The sequence below is a fragment of the Niallia tiangongensis genome (genome assembly GCF_044704065.1).
GTDB classification, from domain to species: domain Bacteria; phylum Bacillota; class Bacilli; order Bacillales; family Cytobacillaceae; genus Niallia; species Niallia tiangongensis.
The window spans coordinates 5114450-5130603 of the sequence record NZ_CP162613.1; the positions used below are offsets into that span (position 1 = coordinate 5114450).

At 33.4% G+C, this 16154-nt stretch carries 13 protein-coding genes; 5 read left to right on the forward strand and 8 right to left on the reverse strand.

What is annotated here, in order from left to right; genetic code table 11:
- Positions 1 to 176: 176 nt before the first annotated feature.
- Both AB3U99_RS24190 and AB3U99_RS24195 read right to left on the reverse strand, forming a co-directional pair.
- Positions 177 to 1292 (reverse strand): GTPase, encoded by a 1116-nt coding sequence (locus AB3U99_RS24190; RefSeq protein WP_400244579.1) that lies wholly within the window; start codon positions 1290 to 1292, stop codon positions 177 to 179.
- Positions 1293 to 1599: 307 nt separating this feature from the next.
- Positions 1600 to 2091 (reverse strand): hypothetical protein, encoded by a 492-nt coding sequence (locus tag AB3U99_RS24195; protein ID WP_400244581.1) that lies wholly within the window; start codon positions 2089 to 2091, stop codon positions 1600 to 1602.
- 533 nt (positions 2092 to 2624) lie between these two features.
- Between AB3U99_RS24195 and AB3U99_RS24200 the strand changes: the two genes are divergently transcribed.
- Together AB3U99_RS24200 and AB3U99_RS24205 are read left to right on the forward strand one after the other, a co-directional pair.
- Complete coding sequence (locus tag AB3U99_RS24200; RefSeq protein WP_400244583.1) at positions 2625 to 4571, forward strand: hypothetical protein; 1947 nt, start codon at positions 2625 to 2627, stop codon at positions 4569 to 4571.
- Positions 4572 to 4854: 283 nt separating this feature from the next.
- On the forward strand, positions 4855 to 5103 hold the full coding sequence (locus AB3U99_RS24205) for a hypothetical protein (RefSeq protein ID WP_400244585.1): 249 nt from the start codon (positions 4855 to 4857) through the stop codon (positions 5101 to 5103).
- Between the two features lie 197 nt (positions 5104 to 5300).
- Here AB3U99_RS24205 and AB3U99_RS24210 read toward each other — a convergent pair whose 3' ends face one another.
- The 4 genes from AB3U99_RS24210 to AB3U99_RS24225 form a co-directional block, all read right to left on the reverse strand.
- Complete coding sequence (locus tag AB3U99_RS24210) at positions 5301 to 5426, reverse strand: hypothetical protein (RefSeq protein WP_400244587.1); 126 nt, start codon at positions 5424 to 5426, stop codon at positions 5301 to 5303.
- The gene (locus tag AB3U99_RS24215) at positions 5426 to 5647 is read right to left on the reverse strand and encodes a YdbC family protein (RefSeq protein WP_400244588.1); all 222 of its coding nucleotides are present in this window, start codon (positions 5645 to 5647) and stop codon (positions 5426 to 5428) included. Before AB3U99_RS24215 ends, AB3U99_RS24210 begins: the two co-directional genes overlap by 1 nt.
- 263 nt (positions 5648 to 5910) lie before the next feature.
- Positions 5911 to 6240 carry a hypothetical protein gene (locus AB3U99_RS24220; protein ID WP_400244590.1) on the reverse strand — a complete coding sequence of 110 codons (330 nt, stop codon included), beginning with the start codon at positions 6238 to 6240 and terminating at the stop codon, positions 5911 to 5913.
- A gap of 750 nt (positions 6241 to 6990) precedes the next feature.
- Positions 6991 to 8223 carry a Fic family protein gene (locus tag AB3U99_RS24225; protein WP_400244592.1) on the reverse strand — a complete coding sequence of 411 codons (1233 nt, stop codon included), beginning with the start codon at positions 8221 to 8223 and terminating at the stop codon, positions 6991 to 6993.
- 228 nt (positions 8224 to 8451) lie between these two features.
- Here AB3U99_RS24225 and AB3U99_RS24230 point away from each other — a divergent pair, with 228 nt between their 5' ends.
- Both AB3U99_RS24230 and AB3U99_RS24235 read left to right on the forward strand, forming a co-directional pair.
- Positions 8452 to 9780, forward strand: a complete 1329-nt coding sequence (locus AB3U99_RS24230) for a transposase (RefSeq protein WP_400244594.1) — start codon at positions 8452 to 8454, stop codon at positions 9778 to 9780.
- 207 nt (positions 9781 to 9987) lie between these two features.
- Positions 9988 to 11112: an IS4 family transposase gene (locus AB3U99_RS24235; protein WP_400244596.1), complete on the forward strand. Its 1125-nt coding sequence runs from the start codon at positions 9988 to 9990 to the stop codon at positions 11110 to 11112.
- A 214-nt stretch (positions 11113 to 11326) separates the two neighbouring features.
- On the opposite strand, the gene AB3U99_RS24240 is transcribed toward AB3U99_RS24235, so the two are convergent.
- Positions 11327 to 13048 carry a hypothetical protein gene (locus AB3U99_RS24240; RefSeq protein ID WP_400244598.1) on the reverse strand — a complete coding sequence of 574 codons (1722 nt, stop codon included), beginning with the start codon at positions 13046 to 13048 and terminating at the stop codon, positions 11327 to 11329.
- Between the two features lie 137 nt (positions 13049 to 13185).
- On the opposite strand from AB3U99_RS24240, the gene AB3U99_RS24245 reads away from it, so the two are divergent.
- Positions 13186 to 14436: a DNA cytosine methyltransferase gene (locus AB3U99_RS24245; protein WP_400244600.1), complete on the forward strand. Its 1251-nt coding sequence runs from the start codon at positions 13186 to 13188 to the stop codon at positions 14434 to 14436.
- A gap of 110 nt (positions 14437 to 14546) precedes the next feature.
- Here AB3U99_RS24245 and AB3U99_RS24250 read toward each other — a convergent pair whose 3' ends face one another.
- Entirely contained in the window at positions 14547 to 15896 is a 1350-nt protein-coding gene (locus tag AB3U99_RS24250) for a reverse transcriptase domain-containing protein (RefSeq protein ID WP_400244602.1), read from the reverse strand.
- Positions 15897 to 16154 lie beyond the last annotated feature (258 nt).

Consider the following 16154-nt stretch of genomic DNA (forward strand, 5'->3'; position numbering starts at 1 on the left):
CATATTATTTATCCTTATTTTACACATATTTGATACAGTAGCATACTTTCTCAATCCATTACTAAAAAAATAACATTACCCTTAACGTTAGTTAGGGTAAACTAATATAATAGGAGGGGCTGAAAACATTCTCCCCTCCACTGTTAATTAAATTGCTTTAAAATAACAGGAACCTATTAATCAAGCCCATCAGGTTTAGGATTTTTTTCATTCCGTTGCTTAGTGAACTCATTATTTATCATTTCTAGTATTTCCTCATTTGACTTATTATTGAGTCTACCTTCAACTAGTCTAGTACATACGTTAATATAAGCGACTGCTAATGCAGTAGATATTCCAGTATTAACAGCAGCTTCAATACCTGAAGCAGCTACATAACCAACTCCAGTAGCTTTTGCTAAACTTCCAAAAAAGTATGTAATTCCAGCAGTTATACCAGCCCTACTACCTATTCCCGCTACTACAGATACAAAAAAGTTCTTTCCAAATTCTAGTCCAAAAATCACCGTAATACTAGCTAACATTCCAGCTTGTGCGGCTGCTACTCCTGCAAGATCGGCTCCTGGTGGAAGAAACGCAGATGCAGCAGAACCAGTAATTGCCGTTCCAGCAGCAATCCAAGCTGTATTTATTTTTTTTTGCAAATCTACTTTTTGTGCGGATATATATGCCTTTCTTAATTGCTCTGGTAAGATTTGAAATGTAACATCTGATAGTTCCTTTAAACCATGAGGCTTAATCATCATATCATCGTCAAAATAGAATGGTTCCGCTAGTACCCTCATTACTTGTTTATATGGAATTTCCATAGATCTAATTGATTTATAGAATTCATCATCTTTTTTACTTTGCGTTTGGGTTAAAACAATAATAACAGGAACCTCATGAGCTATTTGTTGAATCCACTCAATTTCACTTTCCTCTATTCGCTTACCAAGATAGTTTATACAATACCAGCAGACATTGATTTGTTTTATAATATCATTTTCTTTCTTTAATTCACGAATTTCATCTATTATTTCCTGTTTTGTTTGGATTTGAGCTTCTTCCTTTAATTCAAGCCCTCTCGTATCCCAAATAGAAACAGGAACACCTTCCCTTTCATACTTAGTTAAGTTTTTTGAAACAGGAGTACCTACACCAGTTTCTGCTATTTTCCCTGAAAAAATTGCATTAACTAATGTACTTTTTCCAACACCAGTTTTTCCTACAACCAAAATATTAGGACGCATTTTATTAACCTTCTGATATTCTTTATCAAAAATATCTCCAAAATCAATATTACTATTCATCTTTTTCTTCCCCCAAATAATTATTTTGTATTATATATATGAAATGTTTAAATATAAGCATAATAGCACATCTATTTCACCCATTTATTCGACCACTTTCAAAGTTCTTCCTGCTAAGCATTATGTATTTGTTAATTAATTTGTACTAGTTATTTAGACTTAAAAGAGGTTGTAAGCGCCTCTGACATTCTACTAATGGCAAGCTCTTTCAAGTGTTTTTCTGTTCTCCAGCGTCTAGGATGTGAATAGCACTTTGCCTCATCTATGGCCATTATTTATCTATCTGACATTACTTGAGACCATTTGATTAAGTCCGCAACATTCTCTGTAAAACATTATTCACAAATCCCATAATAATAAACTGTGATGACATACAAGCATCTAAAAAGGCTTGTTTATTGTTTGTAGCAGGCTCTTGTAATAGGCTAAGTTCAAACTCATTGCTTTTTTCTATAAGAATCCTCACTTTTTTATGGTAATCTTCCGCTTTTTCTCCTTTACTTTGAACAACATTGGATATATTAAAAATTTGAACGATACCATCTGGTGAGCCAAGATTAGCAGACTTATAGCCTTCTCTAACTACTTCAATTATATTTTGCATCGTAAGGTCCGCATAATCTTCAGCCTCGAAAACGTTAAGTAGGCCCTTTCCATTTTTGAAATCATCCCATCCCTTCGTGTTCTTAAAATCAAAAGAACCAGGGTTTGTCATAATAACAGTCCCTATTACAGAAGTAGATGAGCCAAACTTTATTTTTGTATGTTGACGAATAAGTAGTACATCATCTTGATTCATAATTTATTGATGCATAGTAGACAATTACTGCGCAACAACGATTGCGATAATTCCGGGAAAATCAAACCGTAATCTGTTATTTTCTGGTATGATTTTAGAATAAATACTTCTGATATTGTGAAAGTTTTCACTTAATCTACAACAATAACTGAAGAGGTTAGTGATTGGCTCGAAAAAACATGGGCGAAGTATCAAATAAACCTTGCTGCACTGCTTATGATTGGATTAATAGATTTCATGATATGATAATATCTGGCCAACTTCACATAGGAAAAAGAGTCATACTTCCTATAGGAAATGTGACTATAATTATAAGCAGAAAAGTAATCTATTTAATCTCAACTCTTTGTATTGAAAAATACCAAAGTAACCATTCATAAAAGGAAAAAAGCAAGAACTTGAAATGCTATTTATGTATTATTGGCAGGAGTATTTAGACGGGGTGTTGCCTGCTTTGAATAAAAACTAGTTGAATATTCATTAGGTGTTAAATAGAAGTTTAGCAATGCTAGAAGGAGTGAGTAATCGAAACAATGAATGAGCCTATATTAAACAAAGACAAAATGAATAATTATATTGCATCAGCCACATCGAAAGAAATCTCTAGAATATGGCAGTTTACTAGCGAAACAATTTGGCGGTGGATGGGTGTACCTTCGATAGAGAGAATTGACGCTATACAGTCGAATATCCCTGAGCTGAAAGTATTTATAGATTTTGATGCAATTAGAGGAAGACTGCCTGTTTTTCCAGAACAAAATGATTCTATGCCTTGGGTTACTGTCAAGTTTGAAGATTTCTTTCCAGAATTAGTGGAAGTTAGAGATCAGTTTCACAAAGCGTTCATAGCAATAGAATCAGGAGTAATAAAGGCAGAAGCTTGGTTATATCATTCAGCTCTTGAAGCTGGAGCAAATGCTGATTTGGAGGCGCTTGTATATTTCCGAAGTCAAGGAGAAACCATAACTACCTCGACTGATATAAGTGAAAACTGGATAAATTGGATATGTACTGACGTAGAAAGGGACTCTATGCTCAATATGGATCGCAAGGATATTATAAAAAAAGCAAAAAATAATGAACTTTCATTGCTAGAGCTAACTGACCTATGTAAAGAAGCAGATTACTTCCCAAATTTCTTAAGTGCAAGAGATGAAGAAGAGGATTTTATTACAGCCACTTTTTTTAGAGCTGTTGAGTGGCTCCAATTGGAGGAATTTGGGCCCTGGGTTGATGCTTATTCTCATGAAGTATCAACAGTATACCAAGGTGGGGTTGACCCAATATATTCCCTTTATCCATTATTTTATTATTGTAGATCTGATTTGCTCTTGAGAAAAACATCAAAATTTGGTTTGGAAGCTCTACTATATGGAATATGTGTTGGGAATGTTGAGTCTTCAAGGCCGTGGAAGAGATATTGGGAAGAATCTGGCAAAGGACAAACGAAGCCTTTATTCATTGATTACATTCCAACAGCTAGTATTATTGCTTTTGCATGGCAACGCATTAACCCGACAAATATAAATAAAGATATTTTGGATAATGCTCTATTGTTGTTGATTCAAACTCAATTAGCATCTGGTGCTTGGTCACTTACTTCTAAAGATACAGAAGGATCTATTCTATCTACTTGCTTAGCAATGACTGCGCTATCTGTAATTAAACCAGTGGGATATCAGCGATATGTTGAGAAAGCAAAAGAATGGCTTTTAAGTCAACAGAATGAAGTTGGTTGTTGGTACATTCAAGGTGGCCCTGCCGTTATGTTAAATATTTTATGTCTTGAAGCTATAAAGTTGGCGGAAGGTAATAATCAAATAACATATAGAGTTCAAGAACACCAGATATGTACCAATACACCCGTTCCAAGCATCAGAAAACAAACAGATAATTACATAGTTTTTTGTGAGGGGCATTCTGGTGGAACAAAAAATAAGAGTTTTGATGAAAAGTGTTATACAAAAATCTTTTCTTTGGAATTTCCTAACGCAGTATTTTGCTCTGCCGGGGCTTGTAAAGATATTGAGGCTGAAGAGAAATTGCTATTTGATGTAATAAAAAAAGTGAACCCCTATCATATTATAATTAAGCTTTTAGATAGAGATGACAGAAGCTTGGACGAAATTGAGGAACTAAAATCACGAGGTATAACAGTATTATCATTACGTGAACTTGAGTCTTACTTACTAGAAGATGAGATTATAGAAAAGTTATGCAAGGTTTGTGGAAAAAAAGAAAAAGTAGATGAAATTAAAGCAATCAAGGTTGAGGCGTTAAGAAAATCTATTGATAGGGGTAATCCTATAGATGACTTTAAGTCTGCAGCTGGTTTATTTTTTACGGAGACTAAGAAAAGTTTAGGATTAACACAATGCGGAAATGATACAGTATCTTTTTTGCGTGACACAATGGCACCATTAATAACGCAAGAGACGAACACTTATAAATTGCTCAGGAAGGATGTCTTTGGGATTTGATATGTACCCGCATACGTTGAGTGTAAAAATCGTCCCCTAACATTCATTCTGTCATCCTATCCACCATGTAGAAAATGTCGCGGTTCTAGAGTAAAGAATTGATTGAATGGCCCTAAATTGGGGCTCTTTTGAATTTGATATACTACATAGTAGAAACATACTGCGTACCAATGTTTGACATAATTTTTGGAAAAAGGAACAGCAATTTGCTATTACCTTCTATGATTTTAGTATGAATATTGCTGGATATTGTGAAGTAAAAAGGGAGAGTAGGGGTGAAGTGATGAAACGATTTGTTATACCAATTTTAAAGGAAATCGCAATAGGACTTTTAGATGCTAAGAAGGAGGAACCTATGTTTAGCATTAAGTGTTTAAAATGCGGGTGTATTAGAGACTTAGAATATCGTTTTTCTAAAAGATTTGGGGATATAGAAGTTTTTAATGACGAAGACATTTTAAATGCTGAAGAAATCGTTTTATCAATTAAATGCAACAAATGTGGAAATAACTTAGACAGCTCAGTATATTAATGTACAGTTCAAGGATATAGCGTATTCAAATTAAAATAATTTGGGATAACTTTGTGAAAGAATGTACTTAAAGTAACGGGGCGTTAGAAAAATAAGGAATGAAAATAAAGAGCCGAAGATATGCAAGTTTTTATGCACTACTTGCATAAATCGGCTCTTTTTCCATTCAAAAAACATACTGCCGTTTATAGCATTATTTAATTGCCAAATACAATTTGTTCGACATTACGATTCGAAAAAATATGTTTGCCTACTTCTTTTCGTTCAATTTGGAGTAACAGTACATTAAAAAGAAGCTGATGTATACCAGCTCCTTTACTCATTACAAATCCATTCCATTCAACAAATCCTTTAAAACCTTTAATTCCACAACACTCAGCGTAACACCTTTCCCCATCTTTTCATGCTCTGGCGCCCAATCACGCAAGTCGAATTTGGGTTCTTTTCCATTCCAGCTGATAAGATTGAGTTCTTTGCTCCAACCTTTAGGTGACTGTGATAAAGCCCCCACTGTTTCTTTAATTTCAAATTTGATTTCTGCCACTGTTCTTGTCCCCTTTAAAAAACATAATTACTATTTGGATACGCAACGTTCTGAAAATACTGATGTACTTCAGACCATTTCGCTGCCAAACGCCTCTAGTTTATTAATTAATTTAATTCCTTTTATTACATCATTTTTAATATATTATAATCTGGATACTTCTACCAGTATGATTGACTGAAGTTGGTGAGGAAATAGTTACTTGTTGTAGTATATCGATAAGAAATGAAAGCGAGGAATTCAAAATACATTCTAAAATAACATTAGCAAAAACATACTCTTACCTTTTCTTCTTTCTTTGCTGTTGCTAAACAGTTTAGAATAAAATTCAGAATTTGTTTCTGATCCCAAGGTAAATTATTATTTCCTGATGGGGAATCACGCTTACCAAATAACTGATTATAGGCATCCAAAGCCTTTTCCATCTGTTTTACGGAGAAGGCAGCAGCATCCCCTATTCCACTAACTCCTCCATTGTATTGATCTGCATCAAGTAAACTGTACAATATGTGAGCATTGTAATTTCCCATGCTAAAACGTGCATAAGCAATTTCTTTCCCTGCTTTATTGAATCCTGAAATATCGTGGCCCATTGGTTTATCCTCCTCAAAATTTATAATTCATTTCCAAAAGCAATTGCCCTTAAAATACTTAAAAATAAGCATAAATAGTTTGCTTGGATTTATCACTCCTTTCAGGTTTCTAACAAATTTTTGAAAAGGTATTAGGAGAAAAAAGGATGTTAAGGTGATTAACTAGAAAAATTCAACTAAGAGGTTATTTAAAACGGTTAGGAAGACCTTATAACACTGCCTAATAGCAGGTATAAAATGATGAATTTATAGAAGAAGATTCCATTTTACAAGAGAGGAATGAAAGATTTGAAAAAATTATATCATATTTAAATCCATAGTTAATTTGGCTTTACAAAATCTTTTCTACAAATATGTGAACAGTTAGTCTTTCCCTTTCAAAAGCTGACAACCATTAATGAAATAAACGGAGATTTTTCTGATAGATGCTGAGTGGAGCTCTTCTCAATGTAAATAAGGGGAAGCTGTCTGTCTATACAATAAAAAATCCCCCATTTCTACGTGATTCGATTAAATAGACGGAGTGTCTCCGTCTATTTAAAATATTTAATGATAATTTCTAAATAAACGAGAGGTTTCTCCCTAATTATCTTCTCGGGTGCTTGACCAAATCCCCCAACCTTTAGGGCTTTGGTTGATACCCTCATTTACTTATGGTACGGTTTACCATGACATATCTAAATGAGGTTTTTCTAAACAAACAATAACTTTAAAATATTATGGTTAATATTGAGACTTATACCGTACCACCTACAAAACCAAAATACTTTCTAAAAAATCTTCAGAAACTCTATATTCTTTTGGTCTTTGACTGACTAATTTGACATACCCCTCTGTTTCCAAGTTACTCAATATTTGATTTACTTTATATCTAGATTTACCAGTAAGTCTTATCAATTCAGTAATAGGAAAGTTAGCTTCTTCATTAACAAATACACATAAATTAGTCATTATTCTTAATACATCAGATTCTTCTTTTTTTTCTCGCCAAATATCTCTTTTAAAAGAATCTTTTATTCGTTCCATTTTTGACAAATTTATTTCTAAATCTTCAATAATATTTTCCTGCCCTAATATAAGTAATTCCAGCATATCTATCAAATAAAAAGTAGTTTCCCCTTTATTTAAAGGAGAGGGTATTTCCTCAAGTGCTTTATAATATTTTGTTTTGTTCTTATTTACTGCATAAGAAAAAGTAATCGCCGAGTACCTCTCTAAATATCTAGATAAATAACTACAAACTAACAAACGCCCTGTTCTTCCGTTTCCATCATAGAAAGGATGAATATATTCATAATAGTAATGTGCAACCATATAGCGGTATAATTCTGAATGTTGTTCATCATCTAGAAATTTTATTAGTGCGTTTAATGATTCAATAATTTTCAGTTCTGAAAGTACACCTATATGGGTTGTATGTGGTCCATCGGTTATCTCTACATACCCTTTTCTAAATAATTCACCATCGGGTTTATCTTCTTTATCTATTTCATCAGAGACTAAATCATCAAAAAGCCTTCTGAAGTCTAAAACTTCCGTAAAAGGTTTAATCTCATCAATAAACAAATAAGTTTTCATTAATCCTTTAAAACGTTTTTGTTTCTTTTCAGATTTCATTACATCCTCTAGTACTTCTTTTAGTTCTTTTTTTGTACTACGTATGCCTTCTATTTCATTATTACTTTGAGCTTCGTTAATAATTAATTTATGGAAATATGGCTCTATTACAAATGGGGGAAGCTTACTAATCAGAGAAGATATTTTTGAACTATTAATTAACACTTTGTTATTTAGAGACATTAATCGGTATGTATTTACATAAAATAGCGAGTAGTTTTCATTTATTATTTGCCCTCTTTTAAAACCTCTTATAGATAAATTCGTTAAATAACTACCGTAACTATTTTTTCTTTTTTCTAGCTCGCTTTTGTAAAAATCATTTCCCTTTTTGTAAAAAACCTTCGATAATTTTTCATACTCCACGTTTGTCACCTTCCCTTATTTCAATTATCGCCATTTTTTTAATTATATATTCTCAATTACTTAATTACAAATTAAAAAATAGTCACTTTTTTAACCCTAATTGAATCAATTTCATAAATTTAACGCTTAGAGCCTCAAGGTCTCAGAGACACAAAAAAAGGAGTACCTCCCAAAATGTCGAATTTAGTAAGCACCACACAAACTAATAAGACTGGAGGAAGACTCCCTATGACTATTATACGACAAGGAACCCTACTTGACCTACAAGAATTATATCATTTAGAACCTACCCAACGGTTTGAAGCTGTTTTTTCTACCATTGACATCGAACCGATCTTCGCTGTGGTAACGAAGAAATCGCGTTTTGGAGGACCTATTGAGCTAAACTATGCAGCGATGATTTATTCGCTCATCACTAGAATTACGGAGCGAATTCCGTTTATTAAGGATTTAGTGAAACGGTTAAAGCATGACATGATCTTCCGTCTTGACTGTGGGTTTTTAGTTTCAGACTCTATCCCCTCAGAAGCAGCTTATTCTAGAATGATTACTGTTCTTTGTGAATCCGATGTTCTTGAAAATGCGCAAGGAACACTGCTCCATCAAGCCATTTCAGAAGGCTTTGTGGAGGATGACACAGTTGCCATTGATGCCACTCATGTACTAGCCAAAGATGCAGCACCTCCAAAGGAAGAACAGCCAAAATCGGAACCGAAAAAACGTGGACGTAAATCAAAAGAAGAGCGTGAACAATGGCTTATCGAAAAAGCAGAACAGGAAGCCAACCTTCCACTTTATGACAAGAAAATAGAAGAACAACTAGATATTCCTCTGGATGAACTTCGAGCTGAAATTCCTCAAGATCCTCAATGGGGAATCAAGAAAAACAGCCAAGGAAAAAATGTTTTTTGGTATGGCTACAAAGCTCATTTAGCTGTAGGGACAAAGAGTCAGTATATCTTTCAATCTCTTCTATCTTCCGCTAATTTAAATGATGGAAAAGCTGCAATCCCTTTATTAAAAGGACTTCACGAACACGTTTTGTTTCCTTCCATGCGTTATCAAACAATGGATGCAGGTTATGATTTTGAAGCGATTTATACCCAAATTCATCGAATGGGGCATCAATCTGTGATTGCTTATAATAAGCGGAATGAACCCGAACCTATTGGATTTGATAAGCACTTCGCCCCTACATGTGTCCGAGAGCATTCTTACCGTTACGATAGCTTTGATCATCAGTATGAAACGTTAAAATATACACGTCCAAAAGAGTGTAAAGACTGTCCGTTAGCGAATGATGGTCTTTGTCAGAGAGTATACAAAGTAAAAATCACAACCGATCTTAGAAGATATACCGCACCAGCTCGTGGGTCAAATACTTGGAAAACCATCTTTAAACGACGTACAGCGGTTGAACGAGTAAATGCCTATCTTAAGGGTTATTTCCAGCTCAATAATGTTCGTTATCGTACTGGGAAAAGAGCGAAAGTCCATTTTGATCTCGTGACGCTTGTTTATAATGCTTCTAAGTTAAGTAAGCAACAAGCAGCTTAAAAATTTTATAGGAGATAAAATTCTGTAAGTCTGTGTTTCTTTAAAAGCTCGAATTATGAAATTAACTCATATCACTAGTGTCGCACTAAAATAATTCAACACAAATTTTAAAACTGAATTTTCTGCAACTTGATTTTTCCATAAAAAAATCCTTTATAATGGTTTGGTGGTAGTAACCTATCCAAATCCACAATAAAGGACATACGCATGGATAAGTTTACACGAAAAACATCATTTGAACAATGGTTTTCACCGCTTAATCAGACATTATTAGAAGAACAGGTGAAAACACATCAATTAAACTACTATACAAAGAAGCTTTATATGGCTTCCTTTTTGAAATTACTTTTGTATGCGCAGCTCCATGAAACCGAGAGTTTACGGGCTTTGAGTGACGCTGTATTTTCAGACGATTTGCAATGTGCTACAGGGTTGAACTCGATTAGCTTCTCCCAATTAGGAAGACGAATCAATACAATTCCAACTGAGTTCTTTCAAACGATTTTTTTAGATTTGGTCGCCCAAATCCACAAGAAAACAGATTTTGAAAAACGAAGAAAGATTTCGACACCACTGAAAATCATTGATTCGAGTACACTCCCACTTAATTTAACCAATCATACGTGGGCAGAGTTTCGAAAGACAAAATCGGGTGTAAAGCTTCACTTACGCCTCGTGTTCATGGAAAAGGGTTTCTCTTATCCAGATAAAGGAGTGCTTACGAATGCCATCGAACACGATCGAGGTCAGCTAGAAATATTCATTGACGACAAAGAATGCATGTACGTATTCGACCGTGGTTATTTAGACTACGAACGTTTTGATCGCATGACGGATGATGGCTATTTCTTTGTCACAAGACTTCGCAAAAATGCCGTAGTACGAGTACTTGAATCATTTACACTGCCTACACATTCCACGGTTTTATCGGATGATATGGTGGTGATTGGTACAACTCAAAACCGTTCAGAAAACGTGTTTCGTCGACTGAAATTACTTGATACAAAAGGCAAAGAGCTAACGTTACTAACGAATCGATTTGATTTAAGTGCAGACGAAATCGCAGAAATCTATAAATCACGTTGGGCGATTGAACTCTTTTTCAAATGGATGAAACAACATTTGAATAGCAAAAAGTTCTATGGTCATAGTGAGCAAGCTGTACACAATCAAGTGTATATAGCGATGATTGTGTATTGTTTGAACGTATTGGCCCAGTTGAACTCGAATAGCGACCGAAGTTATTTACAAATTAGTCGCTATTTAAAAGCAGCTCTCTGGAAATCCGCAAACATTTGGTTACGCAAAATCAAAGGAAAGTGCGTGCCATAAGGGCTGTAACAGTCGTTGTTGGATAAGTCACAGGTTATAGTAAAAAAATGGATGTTTACTACCTTAGTTTTGGTGTTTTCATTTTTTCTTAAAAATATGGATAATTCAAAACTGAAAATTCAGAACTTATTTATGCGACACTAGTGAACTCATATATGAAAAATATTTTAAATACAGTTATTTGAATTTTATGATATTTTATCTAAAAATCAATTTATTTTAGCTGGTATTCAGAAGTCAATTTAATTGTAGACCATCCATGGCTTTGCCCACGGCTAAACTTTACACGAAGGTTAATTGCTTCTAAGTTGTTATGCCAAGCTAATGTATTTTGAATTGCCGTAGGTGTTTTTATATAAACAGTTATATTACCATCAATTTTTGAATGCTCCTTACAAATACTGATATTTTCATCATAGAATGTAACTGCCATCATAGCCTTGCCAAGGAGGTTTTCTACGCCCCTTTTTAATTGCACCTGTGTTGCATCTTTTAGTTTTAATCCCAGGTCCGCAGCTATAACTTCTAAACTCTCTTTGTGATTTAACTCACCTATTTGAAATTTTGATTTTACTTCGTTAACTACTGATTCCATACTGCCTATATTAAAATATGTTGGACTAAGTATTGTTCCAATCCCTGGATTCTTGGTAGTGATTTTACTGTTTCTTTTAGCAAGGGCTTTTAGAGAAATACTTTCAACAATATACTCTTTATTGACTATCAGAATTAGCTGCAAATCACCAGTATCAAGTCTGTCATTAATGTAACTTTCGGGAACTAACTCAACGCTTTTTATTTGGAAAGAATTATATTTCTGGTGCAATTTTTCTCTTACAACTGGAATAAGGGTTGAAGTTGAATTATATAACCTTTCTAACACTTCTGGTTTCACAAGCGAATAATATTTCCCCATTAATTGGACACACTCATCAGGCTCTACCTGTGAAACATTAGGAAATTCCTTCAAGAAGTAGAAATATGTTATAGCTTCGTGGCATTTTCCAATTGCATTACTACTGTTTGAGTTTTGTGAATATTGGTGGGTGTTTAACAAATATTGCATTTTCTTTATTGTATCGAAATTTATTTTTTCCTTTTCAGATTCATCTGGGAATTTGTCATAGCTTGCAGCAAGCTTTATTGAAGAAGTTGGGCTACTTTCAAATTTAAATCTTAATGTTAAGGCTACTTCTCCATACTTTATTCCAACTGTATTTTTTCCAGACTTATATATTTGAATATCGCTAAATTGAGGTATACCTGGATTAAACTGTTCTACATTAACATCATTTTGAGTTTTACCATAACTCGTTACAATATTAACGTCTTCTGTCATGAAAAAAACATTATACGCATGAAAAAAGCCTTCATTTTTATCGTTGTAGAAATCCTTCAGTAGAGAAAAGCATAATTCTCTTAAATTGTATAAAAATATGTCTCTATATGGGTTAATCTCATCTGTAAATTTTGGAAAGTACCTTGATACAAGTTTTTTTAATTCCTTTATATCTTTTACATAATGCTCACCTAATTTTAATTCTACGAGTTCACTGAGGAAATTTTGGTATTTTACTTCGAATAGTCGATTAAACATCAATTGCAAGCTTTCAGATAAAAAATATTTTGAAAGGAAGCTTTTTGCCCCAGGGTTTTTTGGTTGAATTCTACCGCCTTTTCTAACAAGAAAAAGATTAACTGATATTGTTTGGTTGTTATCAAGATACAAGGTCAAATCCTTTTCCTGGTCAGGATTATTTGTGTTAAATTTGGACTGAACGGACTCTATATAGGGATACAGATTTGTAATATATAATACAGTTTGAGTAACTGTTTTTGGATAGTAATCAATGGGTTCATTCTTTATGTATTGTAGCAGAGCTTGATAAACATTTTTAACATGTTCATCCCCAATAAGCCTGGGATTCTTTTTCACAAATCTCACCTCCCCAATATTATAACTTAATTAAATTGTACTGTTAATGAATGCTTTTATAAAAGAAAAAACTGGCCTTATCACGTTGTAGATGTTAAAATAAGAATAGAATATCATCTTAAGGGAGGTATGTAGAAGTGAAAGTTGAAGAAAGAGGACGAGCTAAATACCGACCTTTAAAAGATTACGACTCAAATGAGGTAAAGCAACTCCTTCTAGAAAAAATTAAAGAAGAACAAGAAACAATTCAAAATATAAAAGATGATTATGAACAGCCTTATTTGGATTATCGAGAAGATAAAATAAATGTAATTAGCTTATTCTCAGGATGTGGCGGTTTAGACTTAGGACTCGAATTGGCGGGGCTTGCTGCAGCTATTGGGGAAGAAGAGGCTCTTAAAGCTTTTAAAGATAAGGATTGGTTTAATGCAGTTAGAGAAGAAAGTATCTTCCATACAATATATACAAATGACCTTTTTAAAGAAGCAAATGAATCATACAGATTAAACTTCCCTCCAGTATTTCAACAACAACTAGATATTCGAAAAGTTAAAGAATTTCCAAAAGCAGATTTTGTCCTTGGCGGATTCCCATGTCCCGGATTCAGTGAAGCTGGTCCACGATTAATAGACGATAAGCGAAATTTTCTATATATACATTTTATACGCTGCCTTCTTCAGGCAAAACCATTTGCATTTATTGCAGAAAATGTAAAAGGTATGCTGACGTTAGGTAAGGGAGAAGTAATTAATCAAATTGTACAGGATTTTGCTTCTGCGGGATATAATGTTAAATTCAAATTGGTCAATGCACGAGACTACGGGGTACCACAGCTGAGGGAAAGGGTTTTTATAGTTGGAATCCGCGAAGATTTGGATTTTGAATATAACCACCCAGAACCTACTCATGGTAAAGGTAAATTACCTTATGTAACATTAAAAGATGCAATTGGAGACCTTGAATCAAATCCCGGAGATTGGTTTGAGGGAGGATTTTCACCAATTTACTTATCTCGAAACAGAAAGAAAAAGTGGAATGAACAAAGCTTTACAATTCAGGCTTCTGGTAGACAAGCACCTTTACACCCTAGCGGTCCTGAAATGATAAAAATAGAGGCAGATAAGTGGACCCTTCCTGGAGATGAATCTCTGCATCGCCGTTTATCTGTAAAAGAAATAGCCCGTATTCAGACTTTCCCTGATTGGTTTATATTTTCTGATGGGGGAAACATGGATGTGCAAAAAAACAATAGGCTAGACAAACAATATAAACAAATTGGGAATGCTGTACCAGTTATGTTAGCAAAGGCTATGGCAATGCCTTTAGCAATTTGGGCAAAAAAAAACTTAAAAGTGATTAAAAAAAATAGCTCATTAGTTTTAATATAAACTTTTCAAATTTGACTATAGACAGCCATTCATTATGTTAGGTATTAAATAAGGGACCAGACAATTATATATTTTAATTGTCTGGTCCTTTTTAATCTGCTGTAAATAAATTATTTTTTTAAACGTTTATTTATCTTTCTCCAGTGATTTTTCACTTGAGATTCCATAAGGTTAATTGTTGAAGGATTTTCATCAAAAATTTGTTGTGCTCTTAAAGCATAACTTAAGAAATTACCATGACCTTTTCTTCGTAAACCAAGATGAGTGTAATTGATGTAAAGGCTTTTTCTATGCTTTTTTCTTCCACATTTTTCAGATTTCCAATTACATAAACGAACCTTTTTATAAGCCCTGCTATAATATTTAAACAAGCTTTTTTCTCTTAGCTTGACACTATTACCATTGAAGGCAAAACCTAAGTAGTCTAAAATACTTGGATTTAAACTCTCATCGTAAATATTGTTATTAGAATAGATGAACTTTTTAGTTTTTTCATCTTGAATAACTAATCTTGGTGTATCATTCTTAGCTTTTTCTATAAACTTCATGTGGTTTTTATAATCAAAATTTTGCATATCTTCCTCAAAAGGGATAACGATAATTAAATCATCACAATATCTTCTGTAAAGTCCGTTGTTATCTTTTACATAATCATTTATCTTCTTATCAAAATCCAATAAATAAATATTGGAACACACAGAGCTTAAACCGGCTCCTTGTGGTATTCCATAATCATTTTTGTTGTTTTGAATGTTATCTTTAGCGGATTTTCTAAATTTCCTAAAATCCTTTTCATCAAAAAGCCTTGTTAACTTCTTTCTTTTTTCTTTACTTTTATATTTCTTATTTAAAACTTCTTCTATTTTCCTTTTTTCTGCCCAACTAAACTTAGTTATATTCTTAAAGATAGTAAAATAATCATCGGGTAATTTGTCAGTATTAAGTACCACTTGAAGTTGCCTTTTCAGATATTTATGGTCTAATGTATCAAAAAAACTAGTAAAGTCAGCAACATAAATAAATGAACGCTCAAATTTTTTAATAAAATCTATTACTTCCTTTGCAAAATGGATATTACTTTTCCCATTAAGATTATTTCTATATGCAGTTGCAACTTCATTAATTTCAAGCTTCTTAACCACTTCATTGTACTTATTGTTTAACATATCACCATAGTATTTATATATGTAACTATCAAGGTGTGAAGCATAATATATATCACGTGTTTTAGGTTTTTTTCTTTTTTCAATCCTGCTATATTTATAAAACTCTATTTTAAAATGAATAAATGGAAAAAATCCATGCTGTACCACCCAGCTTGGATTTTTAATGTCATTTATTACCTTATTAATTGAGACTCTATTGTCAAAGTGTTTATATTTTTTCATTTTGTATTTACTAACGTCTACTTTCGCAGAGCTAGTAAGGGTATGTAATCGTAGCCTATTACTCTGAACCAAAATCAGTCACCCCTCACCAGCATACTTTTGGTCTCAATTAAATTCTATTTCTAGACTTCAAAAGGACCATCTTCATTGTGTTCAATTTCCCTCGCACAACAAGGCTACTTAATCACTTATTGGCTATACTATAGAGTGTATAGTAGAATGGTTGATTACTACAAATGGAGGTATTAATTCACATATGCAGTGTTGTTGCTTCGCAATGTCCTTGTTAATCTCCTGCTGGATTGTTAATGCAAGATATGTCGGGATAAA